A 24,666-nucleotide genomic window follows, 5' to 3' on the forward strand; every position below is an offset into this window, starting at 1 on the left:
GAAAAAAGCATAGTCGCACCCGAACAGATATTCGAACAACTGCCCGGCGTGTCAACAGCTTCCCGGGCAGGACAGCGGCTCGCTAGACGAGATCCGCCCCGCCCTGGCGCGGCTTGATGTCACGGCCGAGGCGGCGTTCCTCGGGGACATCCTGCACGTCGCACACCGCCAGCCAGATGTCGCGCGGATTGATGCCTGCGGCGAGGGCCTGGGCCGCCGTGCGGCCGCCGACGCCGGCAAGGACGAGCGAGCCGCCCAGCACGCGCGAGTAGCCGGAGCCGAACTCATCGTCCATCAGCCGCCAGAAATCACTAATCCTCACGAAATAGAGTCTCTCACGGACGCTGACTCTAGAATGGTTGCCATGAGCAACCCCGCTGAAGCCCCCGGAGCCACCGTCCCCTACGAGGACACGATTGATGCGGCGCTGACCAATGTGGAGCATCAGATCAGCATTTTCTGGCGCCGGGCGCGGTCCGTGTCCCAGCAACTGTCGCGCGAGGTCCATCCGGATATGGAGCCCGCCGCCTATGGCCTGCTCACGGTGATCCGCAAGAACGCACCCATCCGGCTGACCGAACTTGCCTCCTGCATCGGCGTCGGCAAGCCTTCCGTCAGCAGGCAGATCGCCTTCCTCGAAAGCATTGGCCTGGTGGTCAAGGAAGCCGACCCGCTGGACGGACGTGCCCAAACGATCCGGCTCACCGCCGTGGGCGAGGAGAAGATGCACCAGGTGCAGGACGCCCGCCGGCAGGTGTTCCGGGAACGCCTGGGTGAATGGCCCGTCGAGGACCTCGAGGCACTGGCCAGCTACATGGCCAAGCTCAACGCCACGTACGAACGCGACGGATTCCCCCGCGACGGCGCTCTCTAAATAACCGGCGCCCCCTAAATAGCTTCAGGACACGACGAAGGCCTCCGGCACAGAGCCGGAGGCCTTTGCTGCAGTTGTGTGGTCTTGGTTACCCGGCGCTTGGTTACCGGGCGCCCGAGAGCAGTTCCGTGGCGAGTTCGCTGTTAAGCTCGCTGTTCAGGTCACGCTCCAGGTCACGGGCGTAACGCTGGGAGAATTCCTGCGGGACAGTGTCCGGCACGGCAACGCCTTCAGCGACAGCCACGCGGTCGCTGACCTCGCGGAGCATGCTGGAAAGCGGAACATCCAGCGCCGAACAGATCGAGGACAGGAGTTCGGAGGAAGCTTCCTTCTGGCCGCGTTCCACTTCACTCAGGTAACCCAGGGATACCCGGGCGCTGTGCGAAACTTCGCGGAGGGTGCGCCCCTGGCGCTGGCGGACATCGCGCAGGACATCACCGATTTCGTGACGAAGTACAACCATCTTGCGCTCCTTCTGTTCGCTCTTGGCCTGATCGGCGAGGCCCACGTCCTTCCAGCGGACAACGCCGTTTACGGACACGGGCTGCTTTACCATCTGTATCGCCTTGCTCCCTCATGGTTCCGGTTCACTGTGACGCAAACCGCATATGTTCTCTTCATCCTAGGCGCCTCCCTCAGGGAGAGGCGACACAATGTGACAACTATTCGGAATCGCTTTTTGTTCCCGGCAACCTTACTCCCGGTAGCTTAGCGCAGCCAGGGGCCCGGCCAAGGCGGCCGGAGGATCAGCCCAGCGCAGCCAGGGCTTCCTGAAGACGCTCCAACGCGGCGCCACAGGCCAGCCCCCGGATCTCGGCCCTGGTGCCCTCAAAGCTGTAGGGAAAGGCCTGCACGCCGTTGGCGGTTGCGACGCCGACGTACACCGTTCCCACGGCCTTGCCGTCGTGCGCGTCCGGGCCGGCGACGCCCGTGGTGGAGACGGCCAGGTCCGCGCCGCAGACCCGCCGCGCTCCCTCGGCCATGGCGGCGGCCACGGCTTCATCCACGGATCCGACGGCGTCCAGCAGCTCCTGCGGGACGCCAAGAACCTCACGCTTCACGGTGTTGTTGTAGGAGATCACACCGCCCTGCAACATGGCCGATGCCCCGGGGGTGTCGGCCAGCATTGCCGCGACCATGCCCGCGGTCAGTGACTCCGCGGTGGCCACGGTGACGCCACGCCCGACGGCCGCCGCAACGGCTTCGCCGGCGATCCGGTGCAGATTCGTCACTGCTGGCCCTCCTGCTTATGAATGTCCTGGTTGGGGATGTCCTTCATGGGCATGTCTTCGCTGCGGGCGTCCCGGTTGGACGTGTCCTGCCCCGCACTCTCCTGCACCGCATTCTCCTGCAGGCCGGCATCCTCGGCCCGCCGGCGGAGGCCTTCCGACCTGACTTTCAGCGCCTGAACGACGTATTCGACGCCGGTCCAGACCGTGATCAGCACGGCCGCCAGCATCACAGCGAAGGCCACCCAGGTCAGCCAGGGCGCGATGGATCCCAGCGGAAGAAGGTAAAGGAAAATCGCAACGGTCTGCACCACGGTCTTGAGCTTGCCGCCGCGCGATGCCGGGATGACGCCGTACCGGATCACGAAGAACCGAAGCGCCGTGATCCCCCACTCCCGGACCAGGATCACCAGCGTGATCCACCAGGGCAGCTCGCCCAGGAGGGACAGCATGACCAGGGCGGAGCCGGTCAGCAGCTTGTCTGCGATGGGGTCGGCGATCTTGCCGAAGTCGGTGACCAGTCCCCTGCTGCGGGCGATGTCGCCGTCGAGCTTGTCCGTGTAAATGGCGACGGCGAACGCCGCCACGGCAGCCCAGCGCCACCCGCCGGACTCGCTGTGCAGGCCCGGGGCATCGGCGACGAGAAACCAGACGAAGAACGGCACCAGCACAATGCGGAGCATCGTGAGGATGTTGGGAAGATTCCAGATCCCGGAGCTGTTGGAGCCGGCCGCGGTCGCTTCGGTGCTAGTCACCCTTCTAGGCTACCGTCTTCACGACTACCGGCCGGTGAGGGACCAGGCGTCCTCGGACCCGTCCCCGTCATCACCGGAACCGTCCGCGCCGTCGTAATACTCGATGCTCTGGGTGCGGTTGTCCAGGTCAGCGGCTACGAGGTCCTCGGCATAGCCGCCCTGCGCGATGTTGGCGTTGGCGTTGTCGCTGAGCGCGGCGGTCTGCGAATCAGCCGTGGCCGGGGCCTCCTGTCCCTTCATCGCAGCCAGCACGGCAGCGAGGTCGTCCGGCTTGACCAGCACGTCGCGTGCCTTGGAGCCTTCGGACGGCCCGACGACGCCCCGTGATTCGAGCAGGTCCATGAGGCGGCCGGCCTTGGCGAAGCCGACGCGGAGCTTGCGCTGCAGCATCGACGTCGAACCGAACTGGGTGGTGACCACCAGCTCCGTGGCCTGCAGCAGCACTTCGAGGTCGTCCCCGATGTCGTCGTCGATCTGCTTCTTCTCGGCTTCGGGCGCGACGTCGTCACGGTAGACGGCCTGGAGCTGGCCCTTGACGTGCTCCACGACGTTGTGGATCTCGGACTCGCTGACCCACGCGCCCTGCACACGCATCGCCTTGGAGGCACCCATCGGCAGGAACAGCGCGTCACCCTGCCCGATCAGCTTCTCCGCACCGGGCTGGTCCAGGACCACGCGGGAGTCGGTCACGGAGGAGGTGGCGAACGCCATGCGCGAGGGCACGTTGGCCTTGATCAGACCGGTAACCACGTCAACGGACGGGCGCTGGGTGGCAAGCACCAGGTGGATGCCGGCGGCACGGGCCAGCTGCGTGATGCGGACGATGGAGTCCTCGACGTCGCGCGGTGCCACCATCATCAGGTCGGCGAGTTCGTCCACAATCACCAGGAGGTACGGGTAGGGCCGGATGACGCGCTTGGAATCAACAGGGGGCTGGACCTTGCCGGCGCGGACTGCCTTGTTGAAGTCGTCGATGTGCTTAAAGCCGTAGTTGGCGAGGTCGTCGTAGCGGGCGTCCATCTCGCGGACCACCCACTGCAGCGCCTCGGCGGCCTTCTTGGGGTTGGTGATGATGGGCGTGATGAGGTGCGGCACGCCTTCGTAGGCGGTCAGCTCCACGCGCTTGGGGTCCACCATGACCATGCGGACCTCGTCCGGGGTGGCGCGCATCAGCAGCGACGTGATCATGGAGTTCACGAAGGAGGACTTACCGGCACCGGTGGCCCCGGCGACCAGCAGGTGGGGCATTTTCGCGAGGTTGGCAACGACGTAGCCGCCCTCAACGTCCTTGCCGACGCCCATGACCATGGGATGGTCGGTGCGGCGGGCGTTCTGGCTGCGCAGGACATCGCCGAGCGACACGGTCTCGCGGTCAGTGTTGGGGATCTCGATGCCGATGGCGGACTTGCCCGGGATGGGGCTGAGGATGCGCACGTCGCTCGAGGCGACAGCGTAGGAGATGTTCTTGGACAGGGCCGTGACCCGCTCCACCTTGGTGCCGGGCGCCAGTTCGATCTCGTACCGGGTCACGGTCGGGCCACGGCTGAAGCCGGTCACCGTGGCATCCACATTGAACTGCTGGAGTGTGTCCGTCAGCGCGGCCACGACGGCGTCGTTGGCTTCCGTGCGTTCCTTGGGAATGGAACCGGGCGTCAGCACATCGGAGGACGGCAGCGTATAGGTGACGTCGCCGGCGAGGGACAGCTGCTCCGTGCGCTGGGGAATGGGGGTGGGCAGCGGCGCAGGCGCCACAGGCTTGGACGGCACGTGCACGGCAGCGGCCGGAGCTGCGCCGGGTGCGGCCGCCGCGCCGGCCATGCCCGGGGCCACGAGGGGGATGGCCTCGGTGGCGTTCTCGGCATCGGCGCCCTTGCCGAGTCCCTGGGCGGCCTTGATCTTTTCGACGGCGATCTCAGCCTGGGTGGGCCGCCGGACTCCGGGGGCCACAGCAGGCGGTTCCTTGCGGGCAGCAGGTGACGGGTCGTCGTCGTCGATTACGGCGTGCTCAAAGGCTTCGTCGCCGACGTAGCCCTCCAGCCGGGGGTCGGTTTCCTCATCCTTGCCGAAGAGCCGCTTGCGCTTCTTCTTCGGGGCGGGAGGGCTGCTTTCGTACAGGTAGCTGCGGTCGTGGACGTCGCCGTCGTGCTCCTGGAGGTCGATGCCCATCAGGTGCTCATAGGCCCCGCGCAGCCGCCGCGGAATGGCGCCGAACGGTGTGGCCGTGACAATGAGCACGGACACGAAGGCCAGCAGCCCGTACAGGACCACCGGGACGGCGGGGTGAATGGCGGCCAGCGGGGAGGCCGCCAGGAAACCCAGCATGCCGCCGGCCTGCCGCAGCCCGTCGAAGCCCTCGCTGGCTGTCGGCTGGCCGCCCACGATGTGTGCGATGCCGCAGCCGGCGAACGTCATCATGAGGAAGCCGATGCCCACGCGGTTGTTTCCGCGGCCGTCAACCGGCTGCCGGAACAGCCTGCACGCGCACACGAAGAGCATGAGCGGAAGGACCAGCGACATCCAGCCGAAAGTGCCGTTGACGACGGCGTAGACGGCATCCGGGAACCAGCCGCGGAGGCCCCACCAGGCGAAGGTGGCGATGAAGACCGCCAGGGCCAGGTTGAACAGGGCAGCCCCGTCGCGGCGGTCCTCCGGCGCCACGTCACTGACGTCCTGGCCGATGCGGCGCACTCCCCCGCCCACCACGTGGCCGATGCCCTGCCAGGCCCCGCCGGCCACCCGCAGCAGCCAGGGCTGCCGGTGTTCGACGGCGGGAAGCTGGCGCGTGCGGGCACTGCCGCCGGACGATCCGGCCCGGCCGGACCTGGCAGCCGACGAGCCGCTGCGGCCGGTGGATGCGCCCGATTTACTGCTGGAGGTACGTTTTGGCGCGGGGGAAGTACGTGTGGCCATATCTGCCACGGTACTCCACTGCGGCCGCTGGGCCGCGGATTTCCGGGCCTTCGGGGGCTGTGTTCAGCTGCCTTTGGCTGGGTGCAGCCCCCGAAACCGGCAGTTATGCCTCCAGGACCACCGGGATGATCATGGGGCGACGGCGCAGCTTGCGGTTGACCCACGTGCCGATGACCCGGCGGATGATCTGCTGCAGCTGATGGTTGGTGTGGTCCGCGTTGCTGAGCACGGCCTCCTCCAGCGCGGCGTTGATCTTGGGGATGATGTCGTCGAAGACTGAATCGTCCTCGGCGACGCCGCGGGCATGGATTTCGGGACCGGAGACAACCTTGCCGGTGGCCCGGTTGATGACCGTGATGATGGAGATGAAGCCTTCATCGCCCAGGACCCGGCGGTCCTTGAGGTCCGCGTCGGTGATTTCGCCGACGCTGGAGCCGTCCACATACACGAAGCCGACCTCGACCTGGCCCACGATGTCGGCCTGGTGGTCACGAAGGTCGATCACCGTGCCGTTGTCCGCCAGCAGCACGCTGGCCGTCGGAACGCCCGACTCCTCGGCGATCTTGCCGTTGGCGATCAGGTGGCGGGTCTCGCCGTGCACCGGCATGGCGTTCAGCGGCTCAAGGATGTTGTAGCAGTAGAGCAGTTCACCCGCCGCGGCGTGGCCGGACACGTGGACCTTGGCGTTGCCCTTGTGGATCACGTCGGCGCCGAGCTTCAGCAGGCCGTTGATGATGCGGAAGACGGCGTTCTCGTTGCCGGGAATGAGGCTGGACGCGAGGATGACGGTGTCGCCCTGGCCCACCACCACACGGTGGTCGCCGTTGGCCATGCGTGACAGCGCGGCCATGGGCTCGCCCTGGGAGCCGGTGGACATGAGCACCACGCGGTTGTCGGGCAGCGTATCGATGTTCTTCAGGTCCACCAGGATGCCGTCCGGCACGTGCAGGTAGCCAAGTTTGGCGGCGATGGCCATGTTCCGGACCATGGACCGCCCCACGAAGGCGACGTTGCGGCCGTGTTTGTACGCTGCATCCAGGACCTGCTGCACCCTGTGGACGTGCGAGGAGAACGACGCCACGATGATGCGCTTGCTGGCCTGGGCGAAGAGCCGGTCCAGGGTGGGGCCGATCTCCTTTTCGGCAGTGGTGAATCCGGGGACGTCGGCGTTGGTGGAGTCGGACATGAACAGGTCCACGCCTTCTTCACCCAGCTTGGCGAAATGCCGGAGATCGGTGATGCGGCCGTCCAGCGGCAGCTGGTCCATCTTGAAGTCACCCGTGTGCAGCACCGTGCCGCCGGCTGTGCGGATGAAGACCGCCAGGGCGTCCGGAATGGAGTGGTTGACGGCAACAAACTCGCACTGGAAGGGGCCGAACTGCTCCACCTGTCCCTCTTTGACGGACAGGGTGTAGGGCCTGATCCGGTGTTCCTGGAGCTTGGCTTCCACCAGCGCCAGGGTCAGCTGGGATCCCACGAGCGGAATGTCGTTGCGGAGCCGCAGCAGATAGGGAACGGCGCCGATGTGGTCCTCGTGGCCGTGCGTCAGGACGACGGCAACGATGTCATCGACCCGGTCCTCGATGTAGGAGAAATCTGGCAGGATCAGGTCAACGCCGGGCTGGGTTTCCTCGGGGAAGAGGACTCCGCAGTCCACAACCAGCAGCTTGCCGTCGATTTCGAACACAGCCATGTTCCGGCCAATTTCGCCCAGCCCGCCCAGCGGGACAATCCGCAGGGTGCCCTTGGCAAGGCGGGGAGGCGTAACGAGGCCGGGGAGGGCTACTTGGGTCATAATGCACTTCTTTCCAGACGGAAGAGTGCCGGTCTCAGTCCGTCAGGAAAAGACCAGCCCTCCTTCCGCCAAGTCCTCGCGGATGGTTTCGATCTCGGCTTCGTCCGGCTCCACGAGGGGCAAGCGGACAATCGAGTTGGGCAGGACTCCCTGCCATTTAAGAATTTGCTTGGCAGCAACGGCGCCCTGGACACGGGTCATCGTGGCGCGCACTACGGGTTCAAGCTCGAAGTTGATCTTGCGGGCCGTTCCGAGGTCGTTCGCGTTGATCGCGTCGATGAGCTCCCGGAAGCGGCGGGTCACCACGTGCGTGGTGACACCGACGAGGCCCACGGCGCCAAGGGCCATCCACTGCAGGGTCAGGCCGTCGTCGCCGGAGTAGAAGGCAAGGTCGGTCTCGGCCAGAACACGGGTGGCCGCGGCGAAATCGGCCTTGGCGTCCTTGACGGCCACGATATTCGGGTGCTGCGCCAGGCGGATCATGGTGTCCGGCGCGATCTCGATGGAGGACCGTCCGGGGATGTCGTAGAGCATGACGGGAAGGTCCGTGGCGGAGGCGACGGTCTCGAAGTGGGCCCGGACACCGGCCTGGCTGGGCTTGTTGTAGTACGGCGTGACGATCAGCAGGCCGTCGACGCCGAGCTTGGCGGCTTCCTGGGACAGGTGCACCGAGTGGGCGGTGTCGTTGGTCCCGGTGCCGGCGATGACGGCGGCACGACCGCCGACGGCTTCCATCACGGCGCGGAACATGCCGAGGTTTTCCTCGTCGGTGAGGGTGGACGTCTCGCCGGTGGTTCCTGTGACGACGAGGCCATCGCAGCCGTCGTCGACAAGCTTGCTGGCCAGTTCCGCAGCCTGCTGGTAATCGACCTTGCCGTCCGTGGTGAACGGGGTGACCATGGCGGTCAGGAGGGTGCCCAGGGCAGGAATGTTCGCGGAAGTGTCAGCCATGGGAAAAACGTTACCCTGTCACGTGCAGGTTAGGACAATGGCCGCCGCGTGATGAGCGTCAAATTGCGGCGCAGACGCTGGCTGCAGCCGGCCGCCGGGCGTCTGCCGGTCAGCCCGCCTGCATCGGACAGCTTCCAGGCTCAGGGGCCAGGCACCAGCGCGGCTGCCGGTACCGACCTGGTTACCGGCACCGACCTGGTTACCGGCACCGGCTGGGTTACCGGTACCGGCTGGGTTACCGGTACCGATTCAGGGATCCCCGCCGTAGTACAGCGGTGACCACTTCCGTTCCGGTGCCGCCCGCGTGCTGCATCGACAGCCCGTCGGGCCCCCAGAAACCACTCAGCCCACAGGATGGCCCCAGCGGCGAACGGCCGCCCAGGTTGGCAAGGACGCTGTACATGCGGTTATCCATGGCCCGCGCTCCGAGGTGCAGCCCCAGCCGATGGCCTTCCTCCTGCGTGTAGAGTGCCGAAACTGCGTACACGTCAGCTCCGGCGGCGGCAGCAGCACCGGAGTGTGCAGGATGGGCCGCGTCGAAGCAGATGGCCAGTGCGATCTTCCAGCCATCCACGTCCAGCAACAGCGGCTCCCGCCTTGCCTCATGTCCCGACGCTGCTTCACGTCCTGGACCTGCTTCAAATCCTGGTCCTGCTTCGAACAGAGACTGCTCGCCGCCATGAAGGTGAGCCTTGAAACCGCACTCTTCCGTGCCGTTCGGGTGGACGGCGAGCGATGCCAGCCGCGGTGTACCGTCCGGCTCCCGGAAGGGTGCGCCAACGACGGCGGTGATCCCGGTCCTGCGGCAGATCTCCCGAATGGGGGCTAAGCGGCGGTCCGCGGGCGCCACCCACAGGTCCCCGACCCCTTGGCCTTCCTTCCTTCGATCCCCGCCCGCTTGGTCGCTGCCCCATCGGCCGCTGCCCCACCTGTCACTGCCGCGAAGCAGCGGCAGGTCGTATCCCGTAAGGGAGAGCTCGGGAAACAGCACGAGCCTTGCCCCGTGCGAGTCGGCGTCCTCGATGAGGCGGACATGCTCCGGCACATTGGCTTCGATGCCGCCGTCCAGGGCCGTGTACTGCACGGCGGAGACGGTCAGCGGTGCTGTCACAGGTGCTGTCACGAGCCCATCCTAGGCGGGGCCTGGCCTAAGCGGTATCGGCCCCGGGTGGTATCGGCCTTGAGCGGATCGACCCTCGGCGGTAACGGCCCCCGGTGGCGTCGGCACTAGCTGGTGTCGGCACCCGAGCAGTACCGCTCCACGGCCACCTCCCGCAACGATTCGGCCCACAAGGCAAGGCGCTGGGCGGCGCGGACGTAGTGGAACAGTTCAGTGGGAGTCAGGGCGTCGACATCCGTTTCGGACAGCCTGCGTGCAAGCTCCGCACCGGGCGCCTGAGCCGAGAGTGCAACGCCTTCCCGGCCCCATTGGACATCTTCGGCCGGCTCCCCGCCACGAGCTGCCGGAAGAGGTAGTCCACCACACCGGGGCTCATCGCCTTCAGGGGGTCACCCTTGAGCGGATCACCCTTCGGTGGATCAGCCTTGGATGGATCAGCCCGCCGCGCGTCACCCCTTCGCGGATCGGCTCTGTGCCCGCCGACTCCGGGCGGACCAGCCTTCGGCGCAGGAGCCTGGAGGGGATCACTCTTGAGCCGGCGCCCACCAGGCTCGAGTCCTTCCAGCTGGTGGCCTGCCGAACGTCCGGATGACTTCTTCATGCCGAAATACTATTCGAACATATATTCGAATACAAGACCGTCCCACCCGATGCTGATGCCGGACCCGATTCGGAGCCACTGACAGCGGAGCGGTGAAGACCACGGCGAGGAAACAATGCCCTGTTTCCATGGATCCTCGAGTGCTTCACTGGAAGGTACGACGGCGACCTGGCCGCCTTCCGCCGGCACCGGAGGTAGTCGAATGCGCAGGATCATCCTGATGATGTCGGTGTCCCTGGACGGATACTTCGAGCGGCTCGACCGGGACATCAGCTGGCACTTGGTGGACGACGAACTCCTCCGCTACCTCAACGGGCGGTTCCGGACGATGAGCGCCTTCATGTCCGGGCGCATCACCCATGAGCTGATGGCCGGTTACTGGCCCGCGGCCGACCAGGATCCCGATCTGTCGGCGCCGATGCGCGAGTTCGCCGGGATCTGGCGCGGGATGCCCAAGTTCGTGTTTTCCCGGACCCTCACCCAGGCCGGCTGGAACACTACGGTGATTCACGACGTCGTGCCTGAACACATCGCCGAACTGAAGGCCCGGCCCGGCGGCGACATCGCCCTTAGCGGCGCCAACTTGGCTTCCGCATTCATGCGGCAGGGCCTGATCGACGAATTCCGGATCCTTGTCCATCCCGTGGTTCTGGGCAAGGGCCGGCCGCTGTTCGAAGACCCGGACATCAGTATGAGCCTCAGGCTCATGGAAACGCGGTCCTTCGGCAACGGCGTGGTTTTGCTTCATTACTCGAGCGGCGGCGCCTAAGTGCCACGGCCCGGAGACAGCCGTTCATGAAAGCCGGGGCCCCAGTGCCGATATGAGACGATCACATCATGACCTCGCGGAGCACGGCTGCATCGTCCAAAACAGCGAAGGGGCCGGCGTCAGGCATCCGTCTGGCCGGTATTGATGCTGCCCGCGGCCTGGCCCTCCTGGGCATGATGGCCACGCACCTGCTCCCCACCTTCGAGCCCAATGCCGCCCTGACCCCGACCTGGGTGGGCCTGACGTTCTCCGGCCGCGCGGCAGCCCTGTTTGCAGTGCTCGCCGGCATCGGCCTCGCTTTGTCCACCGGCAAGCAACAGCCTCTTGACGGCCCCGCGCTCACTGCCGCACGGCGCGGCATCGCGATGCGCGCACTGGTGATTGCCGTCGTCGGGCTTGCACTCGGCGGACTCGACGTCAACGTCGCGGTCATCCTGGTGCATTACGCGGTGCTGTTCCTGTGCGTGCTGCCGTTCATCGGGCTGCGGCTGAAGGCACTGTGCGCCTGGGCAGCGGGCTGGATCCTGCTTTCGCCGCTGCTTGCCTTCCTGCTGCGCCCCTGGCTCATGGCCGCGGAGCCGCCGCTGCAGCTCAAACACAACCCCGGATGGGAAGACCTCGCCACCCCGGGCCGGCTGCTCGGCGACCTGTTCCTGACCGGTTACTACCCGGTGTTCCAGTGGATCTCCTACCTGCTGGTGGGACTCATCATCGGCAGGCTCGCACTGACAACGGCAATCGTCCCGGTGCTGCTGCTGCTCGGCGGCATTGCAGTGGGGGCCTTCGCCAAAGTCCTGGGCACCGCGGCGATGGAGCAATGGGGCGGGCGCGCCGCCCTACAGGACATCCTCACGGACCCCAACTATCCGCTGGACAGCCTCCTGCAGGTGAATCTGGCCGGTGTCCGCCAGGAAGGATCCTGGTGGTGGCTGGCCGGCAGTGCACCCCATTCCGGAACCACGCTGGATCTGCTGCATACCAGCGGCGTGGCGGCCGCCGTCGTCGGCCTTTGCCTCCTGGTGGGCCGGCTGGGGCAGTGGCTGGCCCTGGACCTTCTGCTTCCGCTGCGCGGGCCGGGCGCCATGACGCTGACCCTGTACACCGCCCATGTGTGCGTTGTGGCGTCGTTCCACCTCAAACCCTTGCCGGTGGGCTGGACAGAGGACGGGATGTACTTCGCCCACGCGGCGCTGGCCATACTGATCGGGATGGTCTTCACGATCCTCAAATGGCGCGGTCCGCTGGAATGGTTCGGGCACGCCGCGAACCAGGTGGGGCGGCACCAGCCGGCAAAGGTCCGCTGAGCCGGCTGTACCTGGCTACCGGGCCACCGCGTCCCCGGAGTCACGGAACAACCGTACGGCGTCGCGCATGGACGAACGTGCCCGCTTCCGGTCACCGGAGGCGTCATAGGCGCAGCTGAGCCGGAACCAGGAGCGCCAGTCATCCGGCGCCGCTTCGGTTTCCGCGCGGTACTTCTCGAACTCCTGGTCCGCCGCCGCCCGGATGATCCTGCCGGCCGGCGTGCGCGGCAGGTTGTCCTCCGGCAAGCCGCCTTCGGCCTCAAGCACCCGTGCCATCTGTTCAGTCCGGGCACCGAAAAGGAGTTCCCGGATCAGGGCCCAGGCGCCGATCACGGGCAGCACGAGATACGCCGCGCCGATGGCCTTGGCCACAGGCTGGGCGTCCGTCAGCAGCAGAACGGAGCGCTGGAAGGACACCACCAGATAGAAGACCAGCAGGAGCGTCACAGCACCCACCCAGATCTTGGTGCGGTTTGTCCTTAGCCACCCAAGAAGAGGTTTCACTGCCTTACAGCCCCAGGTCCAGGTAACCGTCCAGGCCAACAGTGAGTCCGGGGTGCGCTGCCACGCTGCGCACGCCCAGAAGGACACCGGGCATGAACGAAGCCCGGTCGAAGGAATCGTGACGCAGCGTCAGCTGCTCCCCCGGGCCGCCGAGCAGGACTTCCTGGTGTGCCACGAGCCCCCGGAGCCGGACGCTGTGCACGCGCACGCCGTCCACCTCGCAGCCGCGGGCACCGGCAAGTTCAGTCGTGGTGGCATCGGGGCTGGGGCCGACGCCGGCCGCTTCGCGTTCGGCTGCCACCAGCTGGGCGGTGCGCACCGCGGTGCCCGAGGGCGCATCCACCTTGTCCGGGTGGTGGAGTTCGATGATCTCCACGGATTCGAAGTACTTGGAGGCCTTGGCGGCGAATGCCGACGTGAGCACGGAGCCCAGGGCAAAGTTGGGCGCAATGAGCACGCCAACTTCCGGGTGGGCGGCCAGCAGAGTCTCCAGCGACTCCAGCCTGCCCAGGTCCCAGCCCGTGGTGCCCACCACGGCGTGCATGCCGTTTTCGACGGCGAAGCGGACGTTCTCCTCGGTGCTTTCCGGAACGGTGAGGTCCACGACGTACCGGGCACCGGCATCGATCAAAGTTTTGAGGGAGTCACCGCGCCCCAGCGCAGCAACGAGCTTCATGTCGGCTGCGGCCTCCACAGCTTTCACGGCCTCGGCGCCCATGCGCCCGTTTGCGCCCAGAACGGCGACAGGAAGTTGTTGGGTCATGGATTCAACACTACCGTTCGCGCGCGCGCCGGACGGAACCGGGGCGCATGCGTTACCTCACGCCTGCAGCGCCTGTTTCCCCGGCTTTTACTCCCCGGCCCCGACCCATTCAACCGTGCCGTCGCTGAAGAACTGCTCCTTCCAGATCGGCACCTGCGCCTTGACCCGGTCCACCAGCTCGGAGCAGACGGCGAAGGCCTGCCCGCGGTGGGCGGCCGCCACGGCGCAGACGAGCGCGGGATCGCCAATCTCCAGCGGGCCCACCCGGTGGGCAACCCAGATCCGGATCGGCGGGTTCCCGAAATCAGACCCTTCGGGCCCGGCTGCTTCGGCCTGTTCGGCCACCAGCTTCGCGACGACGTCGTCCAGCACCTTCCGGGCGGTCGGGTGGGCGCTGTAGCTGAGCCGGTCGACCGGCTTGCCGCCGTCGTGGTTGCGGACCACGCCGCTGAAGCTGACCACGGCACCGGCGGTGTCCGACTCCACGGCGGCGATGGCCTGGTCCACGGAGATGGGTTCGGTGCTGAGCACCGCGTGTACTACTTCGAACGATGCCTCAGTGGCCATGTCCGCCCTCCAACTGGTCGCACAGGTGCCCGATCACCGGGTCCAGGACGGACAGGCCGTCCATGACTCCCTTGGGTGATCCGGGCAGGTTGATGATGAATGTCCGGCCCGCCGAACCGGCGTGCCCCCTGCTCAGCATTGCATGGGGGGTCTTGGCCGTTCCAAACTGCCTGATCCCTTCCATGATGCCCGGGATTTCGCGGTCCAGCAGCGGCAGCGTCATTTCCGGCGTGCGGTCATCCGGGCTGAGGCCGGTGCCGCCGCTGGTGATGACGACGGCGGGTTCCTGGGTCAGGAGCGCCCTGATCGCCGCCCCGACGGGCTCGCCGTCAGGCACCACCATAACCGGATAGGGCACGAAGCCGTGTTCGGTGAGCCAGTCAGTGATGACCGGCCCGGTCTCGTCCTGGTACACGCCGGAGGCTGCGCGGGTTGACGCGATGACGACGCCGGCCTTCCGGCCGTGCACTTCGCCGTGGACGTGCGCTCCCCTGGTGTTGGCGCTGGGTGTGCTCACAGGGCCCAGTCCCCGCTCTTGCCGCCGCTCTTCGCCAGCACCTTGATGTCGGTGAGGACCGCGTGCTTGTCCACGGCCTTGATCATGTCGTACACGCTCAGCGCTGCCACGGAGGCGGCCGTGAGAGCCTCCATTTCGACGCCGGTCACACCCCGGGTCTTGACGGTGGCCAGGATGTCCACGGTCTCGGGCCCAAGCTCAAAGTCGACCGTCACTTTTGAAATCGGCAGCGGGTGGCACAGCGGAATCAGCTCAGGGGTCTTCTTGGCCGCCATGATCCCGGCAACGCGGGCGACGGCCAGGGCGTCGCCCTTCGGCAGGCCGCCGGTTCCCAGCAGCGCCAGGACCTCGGCAGTACTGTGGACCGTCGCCGTGGCCGTGGCCTCGCGCGTGGTCTCCGGCTTTTCTGAGACGTCCACCATCTGGGCGGTGCCGTCACGGCGCAGGTGCGTCAGGGCGCCGTGGTCATTTTCTGCAGTCACAACATCCATACTTCCACTTCGTCGCCCTCGTTAAGAACGGTGGTGCCAACAGGTACATGCACCAGGGCGTTGGAGTGGGCCAGCGCCTGCACCAGGTGGGAGCTTTCGCCGCCCTGCAGCCGGACAGTGCCGTCGCCCTGCAATGATCCGCGGCGGACCTGGTGCTTGCCGGCCGGGGAAGACAGCGGCTGCGCCAACCGGGCCCGGACGGCGGGCCTGGGCGCGGGCGCGCCAAACAGTTCGCCCAGCACCGGACGAAGGAACATCTCAAAGGAAACGAGGCAGCTGACGGGGTTCCCCGGGAACGCGAGGAGGGGGACGCCGTCGAACGTTCCCAACCCCTGGGGACCGCCGGGCTGCATGGCGACGTGCTGGAATGTTACGTCCTGGCCGTCCATGGCCTGCCGCACCACCTCGTACGCCCCCTTGCTGACTCCCCCGGTGCTGACGATCAGGTCCACGGCAGATGTGTGGGTGCGCAGCAGCGTCCGCAGGGCTTCCGGGCTGTCGGCGGAAATGCCGGACCTCGTCACGGCAAGTCCCGCCTGCCGCAGCGCGGATTCCAGGAGGGTGCCGTTGGCATCGTAGATCTTGCCGTCCCCCAGCGGTTCCCCGGGTTCCACCACCTCATCGCCGGTGGTGACCAGCAGGACGGACAGCTGCTTGTGAACCAGAACCGCCGGCAGCCCCAGCGCCGCGAGCAGGCCCAGCTGCGCCGGGCCCAGGCAGGTGCCCGCGGCCAGAGCCGGCCGGCCGGCTTCGATGTCGCTTCCGACGGCGCGGATAAACGTGCCGGCAGCCGTGGCGGGCAGCCGCACCTCGGCTTCCTCGCCGGCGACCGGAAAGACGGACGGGACGGCCTGTTCAATGGGTACGACGGCGTCTGCACCCTCGGGCAGCATGGCGCCGGTCATGATGGGCACGGCGGTGCCTGGCTGCAGGGGCGCGGGACTTGCGCCCGCCGGAACGGGAGCCGCGACGCGCAGGTCCGCCCCGCCGTCGGGCACGTCCCCGGAGCGGATGGCAAAGCCGTCCATCTGGGAGTTGGGAAACGGCGGCAGGCTCAGCGGCGCCGTGATGTCTTCGGCCAGCCCGCGGCCCAGGGCCTCAACCAGCGGAAGCGTCTCGGTCCGCTCCCTCGAGAGCAGCGGTTCAAGGAGCTCCCTGACCGCCTGCCGGTGGTCCGTGACACTGCGGTGCGCGCTGTGACCGCGGGTGCCGTGTACGGCGGGAGCGCCTGCGTCAGGTGCGGCGGCAATGGGTCCGGCGGAAGGTGCGGCGGCATCGCCGTGCGGCTGCGAATGGCTGTGCATGGTCCGGCCTTAGGTGGGCTACGTTTTCACGTCCACTCTAATGGTGTGGAAGCCCGTGGCACCGTCCGGCGCCACCGAGCGCCGTTCCTCCGTCTGCACAGTGCCCTTCAGGTCCGTCGCCCGCACCTGGACCTCGTGCTGACCGGGCTGCAGGTCGACGCTGGCCTCCCATTGGTACCACGTGTCCACCGAGATGCCCGGAGCGAGCCGGGCCGGCTGCCAGTCCCCCCGGTCCACGCGCAGCTCGACTTTGCCGATTCCTGTGTGCTGCGCCCAGGCCACGCCCCCAAAAACCACCTTCCCGGCCGGCACCGAGGCGCCATTCCGGGGCACGTCGATCCGGGATGAGAGCTTGATGGGCCCGCGCTCTGACCATCCACGGGGCGTCCAGTAGGCGACGTCGTCCGCGAACCTGGTGACCTTGAGTTCAGTGAGCCATTTTGTCGCGGACACGTACCCGTACAGCCCCGGGACGATCATCCGCACGGGAAAGCCGTGTTCGAGCGGAAGCGGGTCGCCGTTCATGCCAACCGCGAGCAGCGCGTCCCGGCGGTCGGTCAGCACTTCCAGCGGAGTGCCGGCCGTAAATCCGTCGGAGCTTCGCGACAGGACCATGTCCGCCTCCGGTTTGGGGCCGGCCATCGCCAGCAGCTCCCGCACCGGCCAGCCCAGCCAGCGTGCGTTGCCGATCAGGTCCCCTCCCACCTCGTTGGATACGCAGGCGATGGTCACGTGCCGTTCGATCAGGTGCTTTGCCAGCAGGTCCTCGAAGCTCAGCTCCACCTCGCGTTCCACCAGCCCCGTGACCTTGAGCCTCCACTCGCGGGAATCAAGCACAGGGACGGACAGCGCGGTGTCGATGCGGTAGAAGTCGGTGTTGGGTGTTACCAGTGGGCCCACTCCCGCCAGTGCGAGGTCGGCGCCGGCCGGGATGGGCGGCGCCGGGGATGCCGGCACGGGCAGCCGCAGGGTCCTGCGGGCCTCGTTGACGCCCGCGGCCCCGCCCCGCCAGACGGTGACGACGGCGCCTCCCACCAGGACACCGGCGGCGGTGCCTCCCAGCAGCTGGAAGAAGCCCCGCCGGGCCGGTCCCGGGCCGGCATCGCCGCCAAGGTCCGAGGCCGCCAGGCGCCTGACCAGCTTCAACAGCACGGCGATCCCGATCCCGGCCGCAAGGAGCGGAAGAACGACGGCGGCGGCGGTCACCTGGGCACGGGTCAGGACCGCGGCCAGGCCGACGGCGCCGAAGACGGCAAAGATGGCAGCACCCGCGAAGCGCCGGCGCAGCTCGAGGACGCCGGCCGCGGCAGCAACTACAGCGATCACCAGCGCCATGCCGGCCAGCAGGGCAAGCTTGTCCGCTGTCCCGAAAAGGGAGACGGCCCAGTCCTTGACGCCGGGCGGGGCGGCGTCGATTACGGCGCCGCCCAACGCTGAAATTGTTGAAAGGGAAGGACTGACGAAGCCGGCTATGAGTTCACTGGCGACGAGTCCGGTGCCGGCCGCCACCACTCCTGCGGCCGCCGCCCACCGGCGCAGGTGCCGGCCTGGCTCATGGGACCCGTTCACCCTTACAGCATAAGTTCAGCAGCGCTTTCTGGCACGGCCGTCGTCCCTGCCGATACTGACGGATCTGCAGGCCCGCGCCTGCAGCGCAGTCACAGGCCGGGCCGGGTGTGATCGGCGCCCTATCGTGGCGTAGCCTGAAGTAATGAGTGTTCAGCTTGGCATACCGCAGCTCCGCGAAGGAGGCGCACCCTCTTCCGGTCCGCAGCCCCTTCCGGCTGCCGGTCCCGCCGGGGTCCCCGCCCGCCCGGCCGACGCGCCTGCCGGCCTCGCCGACCGCTACGGACGCAGGGCCACGGATATGCGGCTTTCACTCACGGACAAATGCAACCTGCGCTGCACCTACTGCATGCCCGCCGAGGGGCTGGAGTGGCTCGCCAAGCAAGCGGTCATGACGGCCGAGGAAATCGTGCGGATCGTGGGCGTCGGCGTCAACCTGCTGGGCGTGCGCGAGCTGCGCCTGACCGGCGGTGAGCCGCTGGTGCGGGCCGACCTCGTCGACATCATTGGGGCACTGCGGCAGGCGCATCCCGAGCTCCCGATTTCCATGACAACGAACGGCGTGGGGCTGGACCGGAAGGCTGCTGCCCTCAAGGCCGCCGGGCTGACGCGCATCAATGTGTCCCTGGATTCGCTGCATGAGGAGACCTTCGCCAAACTGACCCGCCGCCCGTTCCTGGACCGGGTGCTGGCCGGGGTGGATGCCGCCTGGGCTGCTGGACTGGGTCCGGTAAAGCTCAATGCCGTGCTGATGCGGGGCATCAATGACGCAGAATCGCCGTCGCTCCTGGCCTGGGCGCTGGACCGCGGCTATGAGCTCCGCTTCATTGAACAGATGCCGCTGGACGCCGACCATGGCTGGACCCGCCGAAACATGATCACCGCGGCCGAGATCCGCGAACTCCTCTCCCAGGAGTTCGTGCTGAGCCCGGATCCGCGGGCCCGCGACGGCGCACCGGCGGAACGCTTTGAAGTACGACGCCGGACGGCCGGTTCCGCTGATACGGCCGGTTCCGGCGCATCTGAGAGCCCGGTGCTGGGAACCGTGGGGATCATCGCCTCGGTCACCGAGCCGTTCTGTTCCGACTGCCGTCGGACCCGGATCACGGCCGAGGGCAAGATCATGAGCTGCCTCTTCTCCCGCGAGGAGTTCGACCTGCTTGGCCTGCTGAGGCAAGGGGCCAGCGACCAGCAGCTCGCCGAACGCTGGCAGGATGCCATGTGGCTGAAGCCCAAAGCCCACGGCATGGACCACGTGGGACTCGACGCTCCGGACTTCGTCCAGCCGGACCGCAGCATGAGCGCCATCGGAGGCTAATCCTTGAACGTACGATACTTCGCTGCCGCACGCGCCGCGGCAGGCCTGGATGAAGAACGCTTCGAACTTCCCGCCGGCTCAACGGTGGAGTCCCTCCTCGCTGCCGTACTTGATGTCGAACGACCGGAACCTCCGGCCGGGACGCCAGCACTGGAGAGGATCCTGGCCCGCAGCAGCTTTCTGCTCAACGAGGTTGCCGTCCGGGACCGGACCACAGTGCTGGCCGACGGTGACGTAGTGGACGTCCTGCCGCCTTTCGCCGGCGGCTAACCGCCCCGGCAGCCCCCGACGCTGATCTGGGGAAGCGTCCGGGGAAACCCGACGGGATCTGAGAGTGCGTTTGGAACCGCGGCGCGCGGTTCAGGCGCGGCGGCACACGGAGGTCAGGAACGGCTGGAAGTCCTGGGCCTCCCCCAGCCTCAGCTCCGCCGTGTGAATCAGCACGCCCTGGTCGACCCGGAAGGTGTGCCGGGCGGTGCCGCGGTCACTGTGCCGCTCCACCGTGAGCGTCGCGTCGTGCCAGACACCGCGGGCCGGGGTGGACGGCGGCCGGCCCATGCTGTCGACGTAGTACCAGAGTGTTTCGTCGTGGTCAGGGTCCACGGTGAAGACCCCGTGGCCCTCGAAGTGGGTGCCGTCGGGTTCCGTGTGCCGGTAGGACTGGACGACGGCGAACCCTCCGGCCGCGCGGGTGAACGTCACCTCCGCGGCGGCAGTACGTGCCGGACCCCACGGGGACGCTGCCAGTTCGGTGGTTCCCAGCCATCGGCCGACGAAGACCCCCAGTGCCTCGTGCGCCGTGCTTGGTTGGGGCACGGAGCCGGGTTGCGGCTGGTCCACTGTTTCCTCCGTATGGTTCAGAGCCCGAAGGTTTCCGATTCGTCGAAGGGGCCGACCACCGTCACGGTCCGCGGCGCTGCAGCCAGTTCGCCGGCAAGTTCCTGGACCTGTTCCACCGTCACGGCCTTGATGAGCCGCAGGGTCTCGTCGATGTCCTGGTATTCGCCGGAGACCAGCTCGGCGCGGCCCAGCCGGGACATGCGCGACCCGGTGTCCTCGAGGGCCAGGACGATTCCGCCGCAGAGCTGCCCCACCGCCTTGCGGAGCTCGTCGTCGGAAATGCCGCCGGCGGCGAGGTTGTCCAGTTCGGCGCCGAGGAGTTCCAGGACCTGCCGCACCTTGGTGGGCGTGCAGCCGGCATACATGCCGAAGTAGCCGGCGTCCGCGTAGGACGAGGCAAAGGAATAGGTGGAGTACACGAGTCCGCGCTTCTCGCGGATCTCCTGGAACAGCCGCGATGACATCCCGCCACCGAGCACGGCGTTCAGCACACTCATCACATAGCGGCGCTCATCGGTGGCCACGATGGTGGGGCAGCCCATGATGATGTTGGCCTGTTCCACCGGACGGGTGACCACGTGCAGCCCCGCGGTTCCGGCGATCTGTGCCCGCTCGGTGGAGCGCCGCTCCACGGGAGCCGCCCCGGGCTCAAGTGACCAGCCGGCCGAGTGGAGGGCATCCACCACAAGCCGGCAGACGACGTCGTGCTCCAGGCCGCCGGCGGCGGTGATCACCAGCTCGTCCGGGCGGTAGTAGCGGCGGTAGTGGTCCCAGACGGAGTCGCGCGCGACAGCGCGGATCGCGTCCGGGGTGCCGCCAATGGGGCGCCCGAGCGGATGGGTGCCCAGCACCGCTGCCACAAAGTGTTCGTGGGCGACGTCAGTGGGGTCGTCGCTGTCCATGGCGATTTCCTCGAGGATGACGTCCCGCTCCTGCTCCATCTCCGCGGGATCCAGCACGGCGCCGGTGATCATGTCGGCGATGACGTCAATGGCCATGGGCAGGTCGGTATCCAGCACGCGGGCGAAGTAGCAGGTGCTTTCCTTCGCCGTGGCGGCGTTCGACTCGCCGCCCACCTCGTCAAAGGCGGAAGCGATCTCCAGGGCGGTCCGCCTCTTGGTGCCCTTGAACAGCAGATGCTCAAGGAAATGCGTCGAGCCGTGCTGTCCGGGGGCTTCGTCGCGGGACCCCACTCCCACCCAGAACCCGATGGTGGCCGAACGCTGCCCCGGCATGGCCTCAGTCAGGACGCGCACCCCGCCCGGGAGGACCGAGCGGCGGACTTCCGAACCGCCGTCGGCTCCGTGGATCAGGGTGTCGCCGGGGTGGTTCTGCTCCAGCGGCAGGGGTACGACAGTCATCAAGGCCTTTCGGGAAGCGGAGCCAAATCTGCCTGCAATCGTACCAGCGGGCCCCGCCGTCGGCGTGGCTCTGACGTGGGCGGTTTTGCCGCCGCAGGCGGGGTTTTGGGAGCGGGTTAAACGGGGCGGGGCCGGTGGTACAACCAACGGCCCCGCCTTGATCGGTTCCGGCAGCACGCAACTGCCGGAGTCCGGAACTACTCGGAGGCGTCCGAGCCTTCTGCCGGAGCGGAAGCGTGAACGCGCTCGGCGTCGCCGGCGCCTTCCTCTTCAGCCACTACCGGAGACAGGGACAGCTTTCCGCGGTCGTCGATCTTGGTGATCTCGACCTGGATCTTCTGGCCCACGGAGACGACGTCCTCGACGTTGTCCACGCGCTTGCCGCCGGCGATCTTGCGCAGCTCGGAGATGTGCAGCAGGCCGTCCTTGCCCGGGGTCAGGGACACGAACGCACCGAAGGTGGTGGTCTTGACGACCGTGCCCAGGTAGCGTTCGCCGACCTCAGGAACCTGCGGGTTGGCGATGGCGTTGATCGCGGACCGCGCGGCGTCGGCAGACGGGCCGTCGGTGGCGCCGATGTACACGGTGCCGTCGTCCTCGATGGAGATGTCGGCGCCGGTGTCCTCCTGGATCTGGTTGATCATCTTGCCCTTGGGGCCGATGACCTCGCCGATCTTGTCCACGGGGATCTTGACGGCGATGACGCGCGGAGCGAACTCGGAGAGCTCGTCCGGGGTGTCGATCGCGGCGTTGATGACCTCGAGGATGTGCAGGCGGGCCTCGCGTGCCTGCTTCAGTGCTGCTGCCAGCACCGACGCCGGGATGCCGTCGAGCTTCGTGTCCAGCTGGATCGCGGTGACGAACTCGGAGGTACCGGCAACCTTGAAGTCCATGTCACCGAAGGCATCTTCGGCGCCGAGGATGTCGGTCAGTGCGGCGTAGCGGGTCTGGCCGTCCACCTGGTCGGAGACCAGGCCCATGGCGATGCCGGCAACGGCGGCCTTCAGCGGAACACCGGCGTTGAGCATGGACAGCGTCGAGGCGCAGACCGAGCCCATCGAGGTGGAGCCGTTGGAGCCGAGGGCTTCGGACACCTGGCGGATGGCGTACGGGAACTCCTCGCGGGACGGCAGCACCGGAACGAGCGCACGCTCGGCAAGGGCACCGTGGCCGATTTCGCGGCGCTTCGGGGAACCGACGCGGCCGGTCTCACCGGTGGAGTACGGCGGGAAGTTGTAGTTGTGCATGTAGCGCTTGCGCGTTACCGGCGACAGCGAGTCGATCTGCTGTTCCATCTTGAGCATGTTCAGCGTGGTGACGCCCATGATCTGGGTTTCGCCGCGTTCGAAGATGGCGGAGCCGTGCACGCGGGGCAGAACCTCAACCTCGGCGGTGAGCTGGCGGATGTCCGTCAGGCCACGGCCGTCGATGCGGATCTGGTCCTTGAGGATGCGCTGGCGGACCACGTGCTTGGTCACGGAGCGGAACGCTGCGGACAGCTCCTTATCGCGGCCTTCGAACTGCCCGGCCAGGGAGGCGACAACCTCGTCCTTCAGCTCGTCGGCGGCGTTGTCGCGCTCCTGCTTGTCAGCGATCTGGAAGACCGAGGTGAGCTTTTCGGCGGCGGCAGCCTCGACGGCGGCGTACACGTCATCCTGGTAGTCCAGGAAGACGGGGAACTCGACCGTGGGCTTGGCAGCGCGGGAAGCCAGGTCCTGCTGTGCTTCGCACAGAGCCTTGATGAACGGCTTGGCAGCCTCCAGGCCCTCGGAAACAACCTCTTCGGTGGGGGCGGTGGCACCCTGTTCCTTGATGAGGCTCCAGGAGTTGTCCGTGGCTTCGGCCTCGACCATCATGATGGCGACGTCGTCACCGGCAACGCGGCCGGCAACCACCATGTTGAACACGGAGTTCTCGAGCTGGGAGTGCTTCGGGAAGGCAACCCACTGCGAACCCTGCTCGTCGGCGACGAGGGCAACGCGGACGCCGCCGATCGGGCCGGAGAACGGCAGGCCGGAGAGCTGGGTGGACATCGAGGAGGCGTTGATTGCCACGACGTCGTAGAGCTCGTCCGGGTTGATCGCCAGGACGGTGACGACGATCTGGACCTCGTTGCGCAGGCCCTTGACGAACGCGGGGCGCAGCGGGCGGTCCATCAGGCGGCAGGCCAGGATCGCTTCGGTGGACGGGCGGCCTTCGCGGCGGAAGAACGAGCCCGGGATGCGGCCGGCGGCGTACATGCGCTCTTCGACGTCCACCGTCAGGGGGAAGAAGTCGAAGCCTTCACGCGGGTGCTTGCCGGCGGTGGTGGCGGAGAGCAGCGCGGTGTCCTCGTCGATGTACACCATGGCTGCGCCGGCTGCCTGCTTGGCAAGACGGCCGGTTTCGAAGCGGATTACACGCTTGCCAAAGCGGCCATTGTCAATGACTGCTTCTGAGAACTGGATTTCGGGACCCTCCAAGAGAGTCACCCCCGTTTCTTATGTAACGGAAGTCCAGCCGCATCAACCCAGTCCAGCATCTGTCTACTGGCCCTGCACCCGGTCATCGATCGAGACCCACGGGCCGGCTTCAATCAGCGAAGCTTCCCGGGGATCACTACCGAGGACCGCGAATGCGTGATGCGGTTGATCCTCCTGTTTAGTTTTTATGTACTGAAGAAGCGGCCCGTTCCGGAAGGAAAGGGCCGCCCCACGTCAGACTAGCGGCGCAGGCCGAGGCGCTCGATGAGCGAACGGTAGCGGGCGATGTCGGTGTTCTTCAGGTAGGTCAGCATGCGCTTGCGGCGACCAACCATGGCCAGCAGACCGCGCTGGGTGTGGAAGTCGTGCTTGTGCTCCTTCATGTGCTCAGTCAGATCCTTGATCCGCTGAGTCAGAACCGCAATCTGGACCTCCGGCGAACCGGTGTCGCCCTCGGACGTTGCGTATTCCTTGATGATGGACTGCTTTACGGCGGCGTCAAGTGCCACAATAACTCCTAGAGATGTGCCGTGAGGCCCGAGTCAGAAAATCACTGCCGGGGATGCCGGCGCGGGGGTTCCGAAGAAGATTCCGCACAAGGCAGGATCCAGCAACCACGGACTGCAGCCGGATCCACCGCTTAGTTTACCGGCCGTGTTGCAATC

At 67.1% G+C, this 24,666-nt stretch carries 23 protein-coding genes and 1 pseudogene; 5 read left to right on the plus strand and 19 right to left on the minus strand.

Annotated elements, in window-relative coordinates:
- Positions 1-82 precede the first annotated feature (82 nt).
- Positions 83-322 carry a DUF3046 domain-containing protein gene (locus ACFRAH_RS21770; RefSeq protein ID WP_377992988.1) on the minus strand — a complete coding sequence of 80 codons (240 nt, stop codon included), beginning with the start codon at positions 320-322 and terminating at the stop codon, positions 83-85.
- Positions 323-364: 42 nt separating this feature from the next.
- Here ACFRAH_RS21770 and ACFRAH_RS21775 point away from each other — a divergent pair, with 42 nt between their 5' ends.
- Positions 365-874, plus strand: coding sequence for a MarR family winged helix-turn-helix transcriptional regulator (locus tag ACFRAH_RS21775; protein WP_377992989.1), 510 nt, complete (start codon positions 365-367; stop codon positions 872-874).
- A 103-nt stretch (positions 875-977) separates the two neighbouring features.
- On the opposite strand, the gene ACFRAH_RS21780 is transcribed toward ACFRAH_RS21775, so the two are convergent.
- The 7 genes and pseudogenes from ACFRAH_RS21780 to ACFRAH_RS21810 all read right to left on the minus strand — a co-directional run bounded on the left by ACFRAH_RS21780 (position 978) and on the right by ACFRAH_RS21810 (position 9,637).
- Positions 978-1,430, minus strand: coding sequence for a helix-turn-helix domain-containing protein (locus tag ACFRAH_RS21780; protein ID WP_377992990.1), 453 nt, complete (start codon positions 1,428-1,430; stop codon positions 978-980).
- 190 nt (positions 1,431-1,620) lie between these two features.
- Positions 1,621-2,106, minus strand: a complete 486-nt coding sequence (locus tag ACFRAH_RS21785) for a CinA family protein (RefSeq protein ID WP_377992991.1) — start codon at positions 2,104-2,106, stop codon at positions 1,621-1,623.
- Positions 2,107-2,237: 131 nt separating this feature from the next.
- Positions 2,238-2,858, minus strand: a pseudogene (pgsA, locus tag ACFRAH_RS21790) (CDP-diacylglycerol--glycerol-3-phosphate 3-phosphatidyltransferase); the annotation flags it as partial.
- 24 nt (positions 2,859-2,882) lie between these two features.
- Positions 2,883-5,768 carry a DNA translocase FtsK gene (locus ACFRAH_RS21795; RefSeq protein ID WP_377992992.1) on the minus strand — a complete coding sequence of 962 codons (2,886 nt, stop codon included), beginning with the start codon at positions 5,766-5,768 and terminating at the stop codon, positions 2,883-2,885.
- A gap of 103 nt (positions 5,769-5,871) precedes the next feature.
- Positions 5,872-7,563, minus strand: a complete 1,692-nt coding sequence (locus ACFRAH_RS21800) for a ribonuclease J (protein WP_377992993.1) — start codon at positions 7,561-7,563, stop codon at positions 5,872-5,874.
- 42 nt (positions 7,564-7,605) lie between these two features.
- Positions 7,606-8,514: a 4-hydroxy-tetrahydrodipicolinate synthase gene (gene dapA / locus ACFRAH_RS21805; RefSeq protein ID WP_377953814.1), complete on the minus strand. Its 909-nt coding sequence runs from the start codon at positions 8,512-8,514 to the stop codon at positions 7,606-7,608.
- A 235-nt stretch (positions 8,515-8,749) separates the two neighbouring features.
- On the minus strand, positions 8,750-9,637 hold the full coding sequence (locus ACFRAH_RS21810) for a carbon-nitrogen hydrolase family protein (RefSeq protein ID WP_377992994.1): 888 nt from the start codon (positions 9,635-9,637) through the stop codon (positions 8,750-8,752).
- A gap of 800 nt (positions 9,638-10,437) precedes the next feature.
- On the opposite strand from ACFRAH_RS21810, the gene ACFRAH_RS21815 reads away from it, so the two are divergent.
- Positions 10,438-11,004, plus strand: coding sequence for a dihydrofolate reductase family protein (locus tag ACFRAH_RS21815; RefSeq protein WP_377992995.1), 567 nt, complete (start codon positions 10,438-10,440; stop codon positions 11,002-11,004).
- Positions 11,005-11,072: 68 nt separating this feature from the next.
- Positions 11,073-12,308 carry a heparan-alpha-glucosaminide N-acetyltransferase domain-containing protein gene (locus ACFRAH_RS21820; protein WP_377992996.1) on the plus strand — a complete coding sequence of 412 codons (1,236 nt, stop codon included), beginning with the start codon at positions 11,073-11,075 and terminating at the stop codon, positions 12,306-12,308.
- Positions 12,309-12,323: 15 nt separating this feature from the next.
- On the opposite strand, the gene ACFRAH_RS21825 is transcribed toward ACFRAH_RS21820, so the two are convergent.
- The 7 genes from ACFRAH_RS21825 to ACFRAH_RS21855 all read right to left on the minus strand — a co-directional run bounded on the left by ACFRAH_RS21825 (position 12,324) and on the right by ACFRAH_RS21855 (position 18,023).
- Positions 12,324-12,812: a hypothetical protein gene (locus ACFRAH_RS21825; RefSeq protein WP_377992997.1), complete on the minus strand. Its 489-nt coding sequence runs from the start codon at positions 12,810-12,812 to the stop codon at positions 12,324-12,326.
- 4 nt (positions 12,813-12,816) lie between these two features.
- Positions 12,817-13,575 carry a 4-hydroxy-tetrahydrodipicolinate reductase gene (gene dapB / locus ACFRAH_RS21830; RefSeq protein WP_377992998.1) on the minus strand — a complete coding sequence of 253 codons (759 nt, stop codon included), beginning with the start codon at positions 13,573-13,575 and terminating at the stop codon, positions 12,817-12,819.
- Positions 13,576-13,662: 87 nt separating this feature from the next.
- Complete coding sequence (locus tag ACFRAH_RS21835) at positions 13,663-14,142, minus strand: molybdenum cofactor biosynthesis protein MoaE (RefSeq protein ID WP_377992999.1); 480 nt, start codon at positions 14,140-14,142, stop codon at positions 13,663-13,665.
- Positions 14,132-14,659, minus strand: a complete 528-nt coding sequence (locus tag ACFRAH_RS21840; RefSeq protein WP_377993000.1) for a molybdenum cofactor biosynthesis protein B — start codon at positions 14,657-14,659, stop codon at positions 14,132-14,134. The genes ACFRAH_RS21835 and ACFRAH_RS21840 overlap by 11 nt, the downstream gene beginning before the upstream one ends.
- Positions 14,656-15,150: a cyclic pyranopterin monophosphate synthase MoaC gene (gene moaC / locus ACFRAH_RS21845; RefSeq protein ID WP_377993001.1), complete on the minus strand. Its 495-nt coding sequence runs from the start codon at positions 15,148-15,150 to the stop codon at positions 14,656-14,658. The genes ACFRAH_RS21840 and moaC overlap by 4 nt, the downstream gene beginning before the upstream one ends.
- Entirely contained in the window at positions 15,138-16,454 is a 1,317-nt protein-coding gene (glp, locus tag ACFRAH_RS21850; RefSeq protein ID WP_377993002.1) for a gephyrin-like molybdotransferase Glp, read from the minus strand. The genes moaC and glp overlap by 13 nt, the downstream gene beginning before the upstream one ends.
- A gap of 18 nt (positions 16,455-16,472) precedes the next feature.
- Complete coding sequence (locus ACFRAH_RS21855; RefSeq protein WP_377993003.1) at positions 16,473-18,023, minus strand: molybdopterin-dependent oxidoreductase; 1,551 nt, start codon at positions 18,021-18,023, stop codon at positions 16,473-16,475.
- A gap of 142 nt (positions 18,024-18,165) precedes the next feature.
- Here ACFRAH_RS21855 and moaA point away from each other — a divergent pair, with 142 nt between their 5' ends.
- A complete protein-coding gene (gene moaA, locus ACFRAH_RS21860; RefSeq protein WP_377993004.1) occupies positions 18,166-19,338 on the plus strand; it encodes a GTP 3',8-cyclase MoaA in 1,173 nt (390 codons plus the stop codon).
- A 3-nt stretch (positions 19,339-19,341) separates the two neighbouring features.
- Positions 19,342-19,608, plus strand: a complete 267-nt coding sequence (locus ACFRAH_RS21865; RefSeq protein ID WP_377993005.1) for a MoaD/ThiS family protein — start codon at positions 19,342-19,344, stop codon at positions 19,606-19,608.
- A gap of 90 nt (positions 19,609-19,698) precedes the next feature.
- Here ACFRAH_RS21865 and ACFRAH_RS21870 read toward each other — a convergent pair whose 3' ends face one another.
- The 4 genes from ACFRAH_RS21870 to rpsO all read right to left on the minus strand — a co-directional run bounded on the left by ACFRAH_RS21870 (position 19,699) and on the right by rpsO (position 24,510).
- A complete protein-coding gene (locus ACFRAH_RS21870) occupies positions 19,699-20,178 on the minus strand; it encodes a DUF1579 family protein (RefSeq protein WP_377993006.1) in 480 nt (159 codons plus the stop codon).
- Between the two features lie 17 nt (positions 20,179-20,195).
- Positions 20,196-21,539, minus strand: coding sequence for a M16 family metallopeptidase (locus tag ACFRAH_RS21875; RefSeq protein ID WP_377993007.1), 1,344 nt, complete (start codon positions 21,537-21,539; stop codon positions 20,196-20,198).
- 197 nt (positions 21,540-21,736) lie between these two features.
- Positions 21,737-24,001, minus strand: a complete 2,265-nt coding sequence (locus ACFRAH_RS21880; RefSeq protein ID WP_377993018.1) for a polyribonucleotide nucleotidyltransferase — start codon at positions 23,999-24,001, stop codon at positions 21,737-21,739.
- A 239-nt stretch (positions 24,002-24,240) separates the two neighbouring features.
- Complete coding sequence (rpsO, locus tag ACFRAH_RS21885) at positions 24,241-24,510, minus strand: 30S ribosomal protein S15 (protein ID WP_003798808.1); 270 nt, start codon at positions 24,508-24,510, stop codon at positions 24,241-24,243.
- Positions 24,511-24,666: the final 156 nt, after the last annotated feature.

The sequence above is a fragment of the Arthrobacter sp. NPDC056727 genome (assembly GCF_042790555.1).
Classification (GTDB): domain Bacteria; phylum Actinomycetota; class Actinomycetes; order Actinomycetales; family Micrococcaceae; genus Arthrobacter.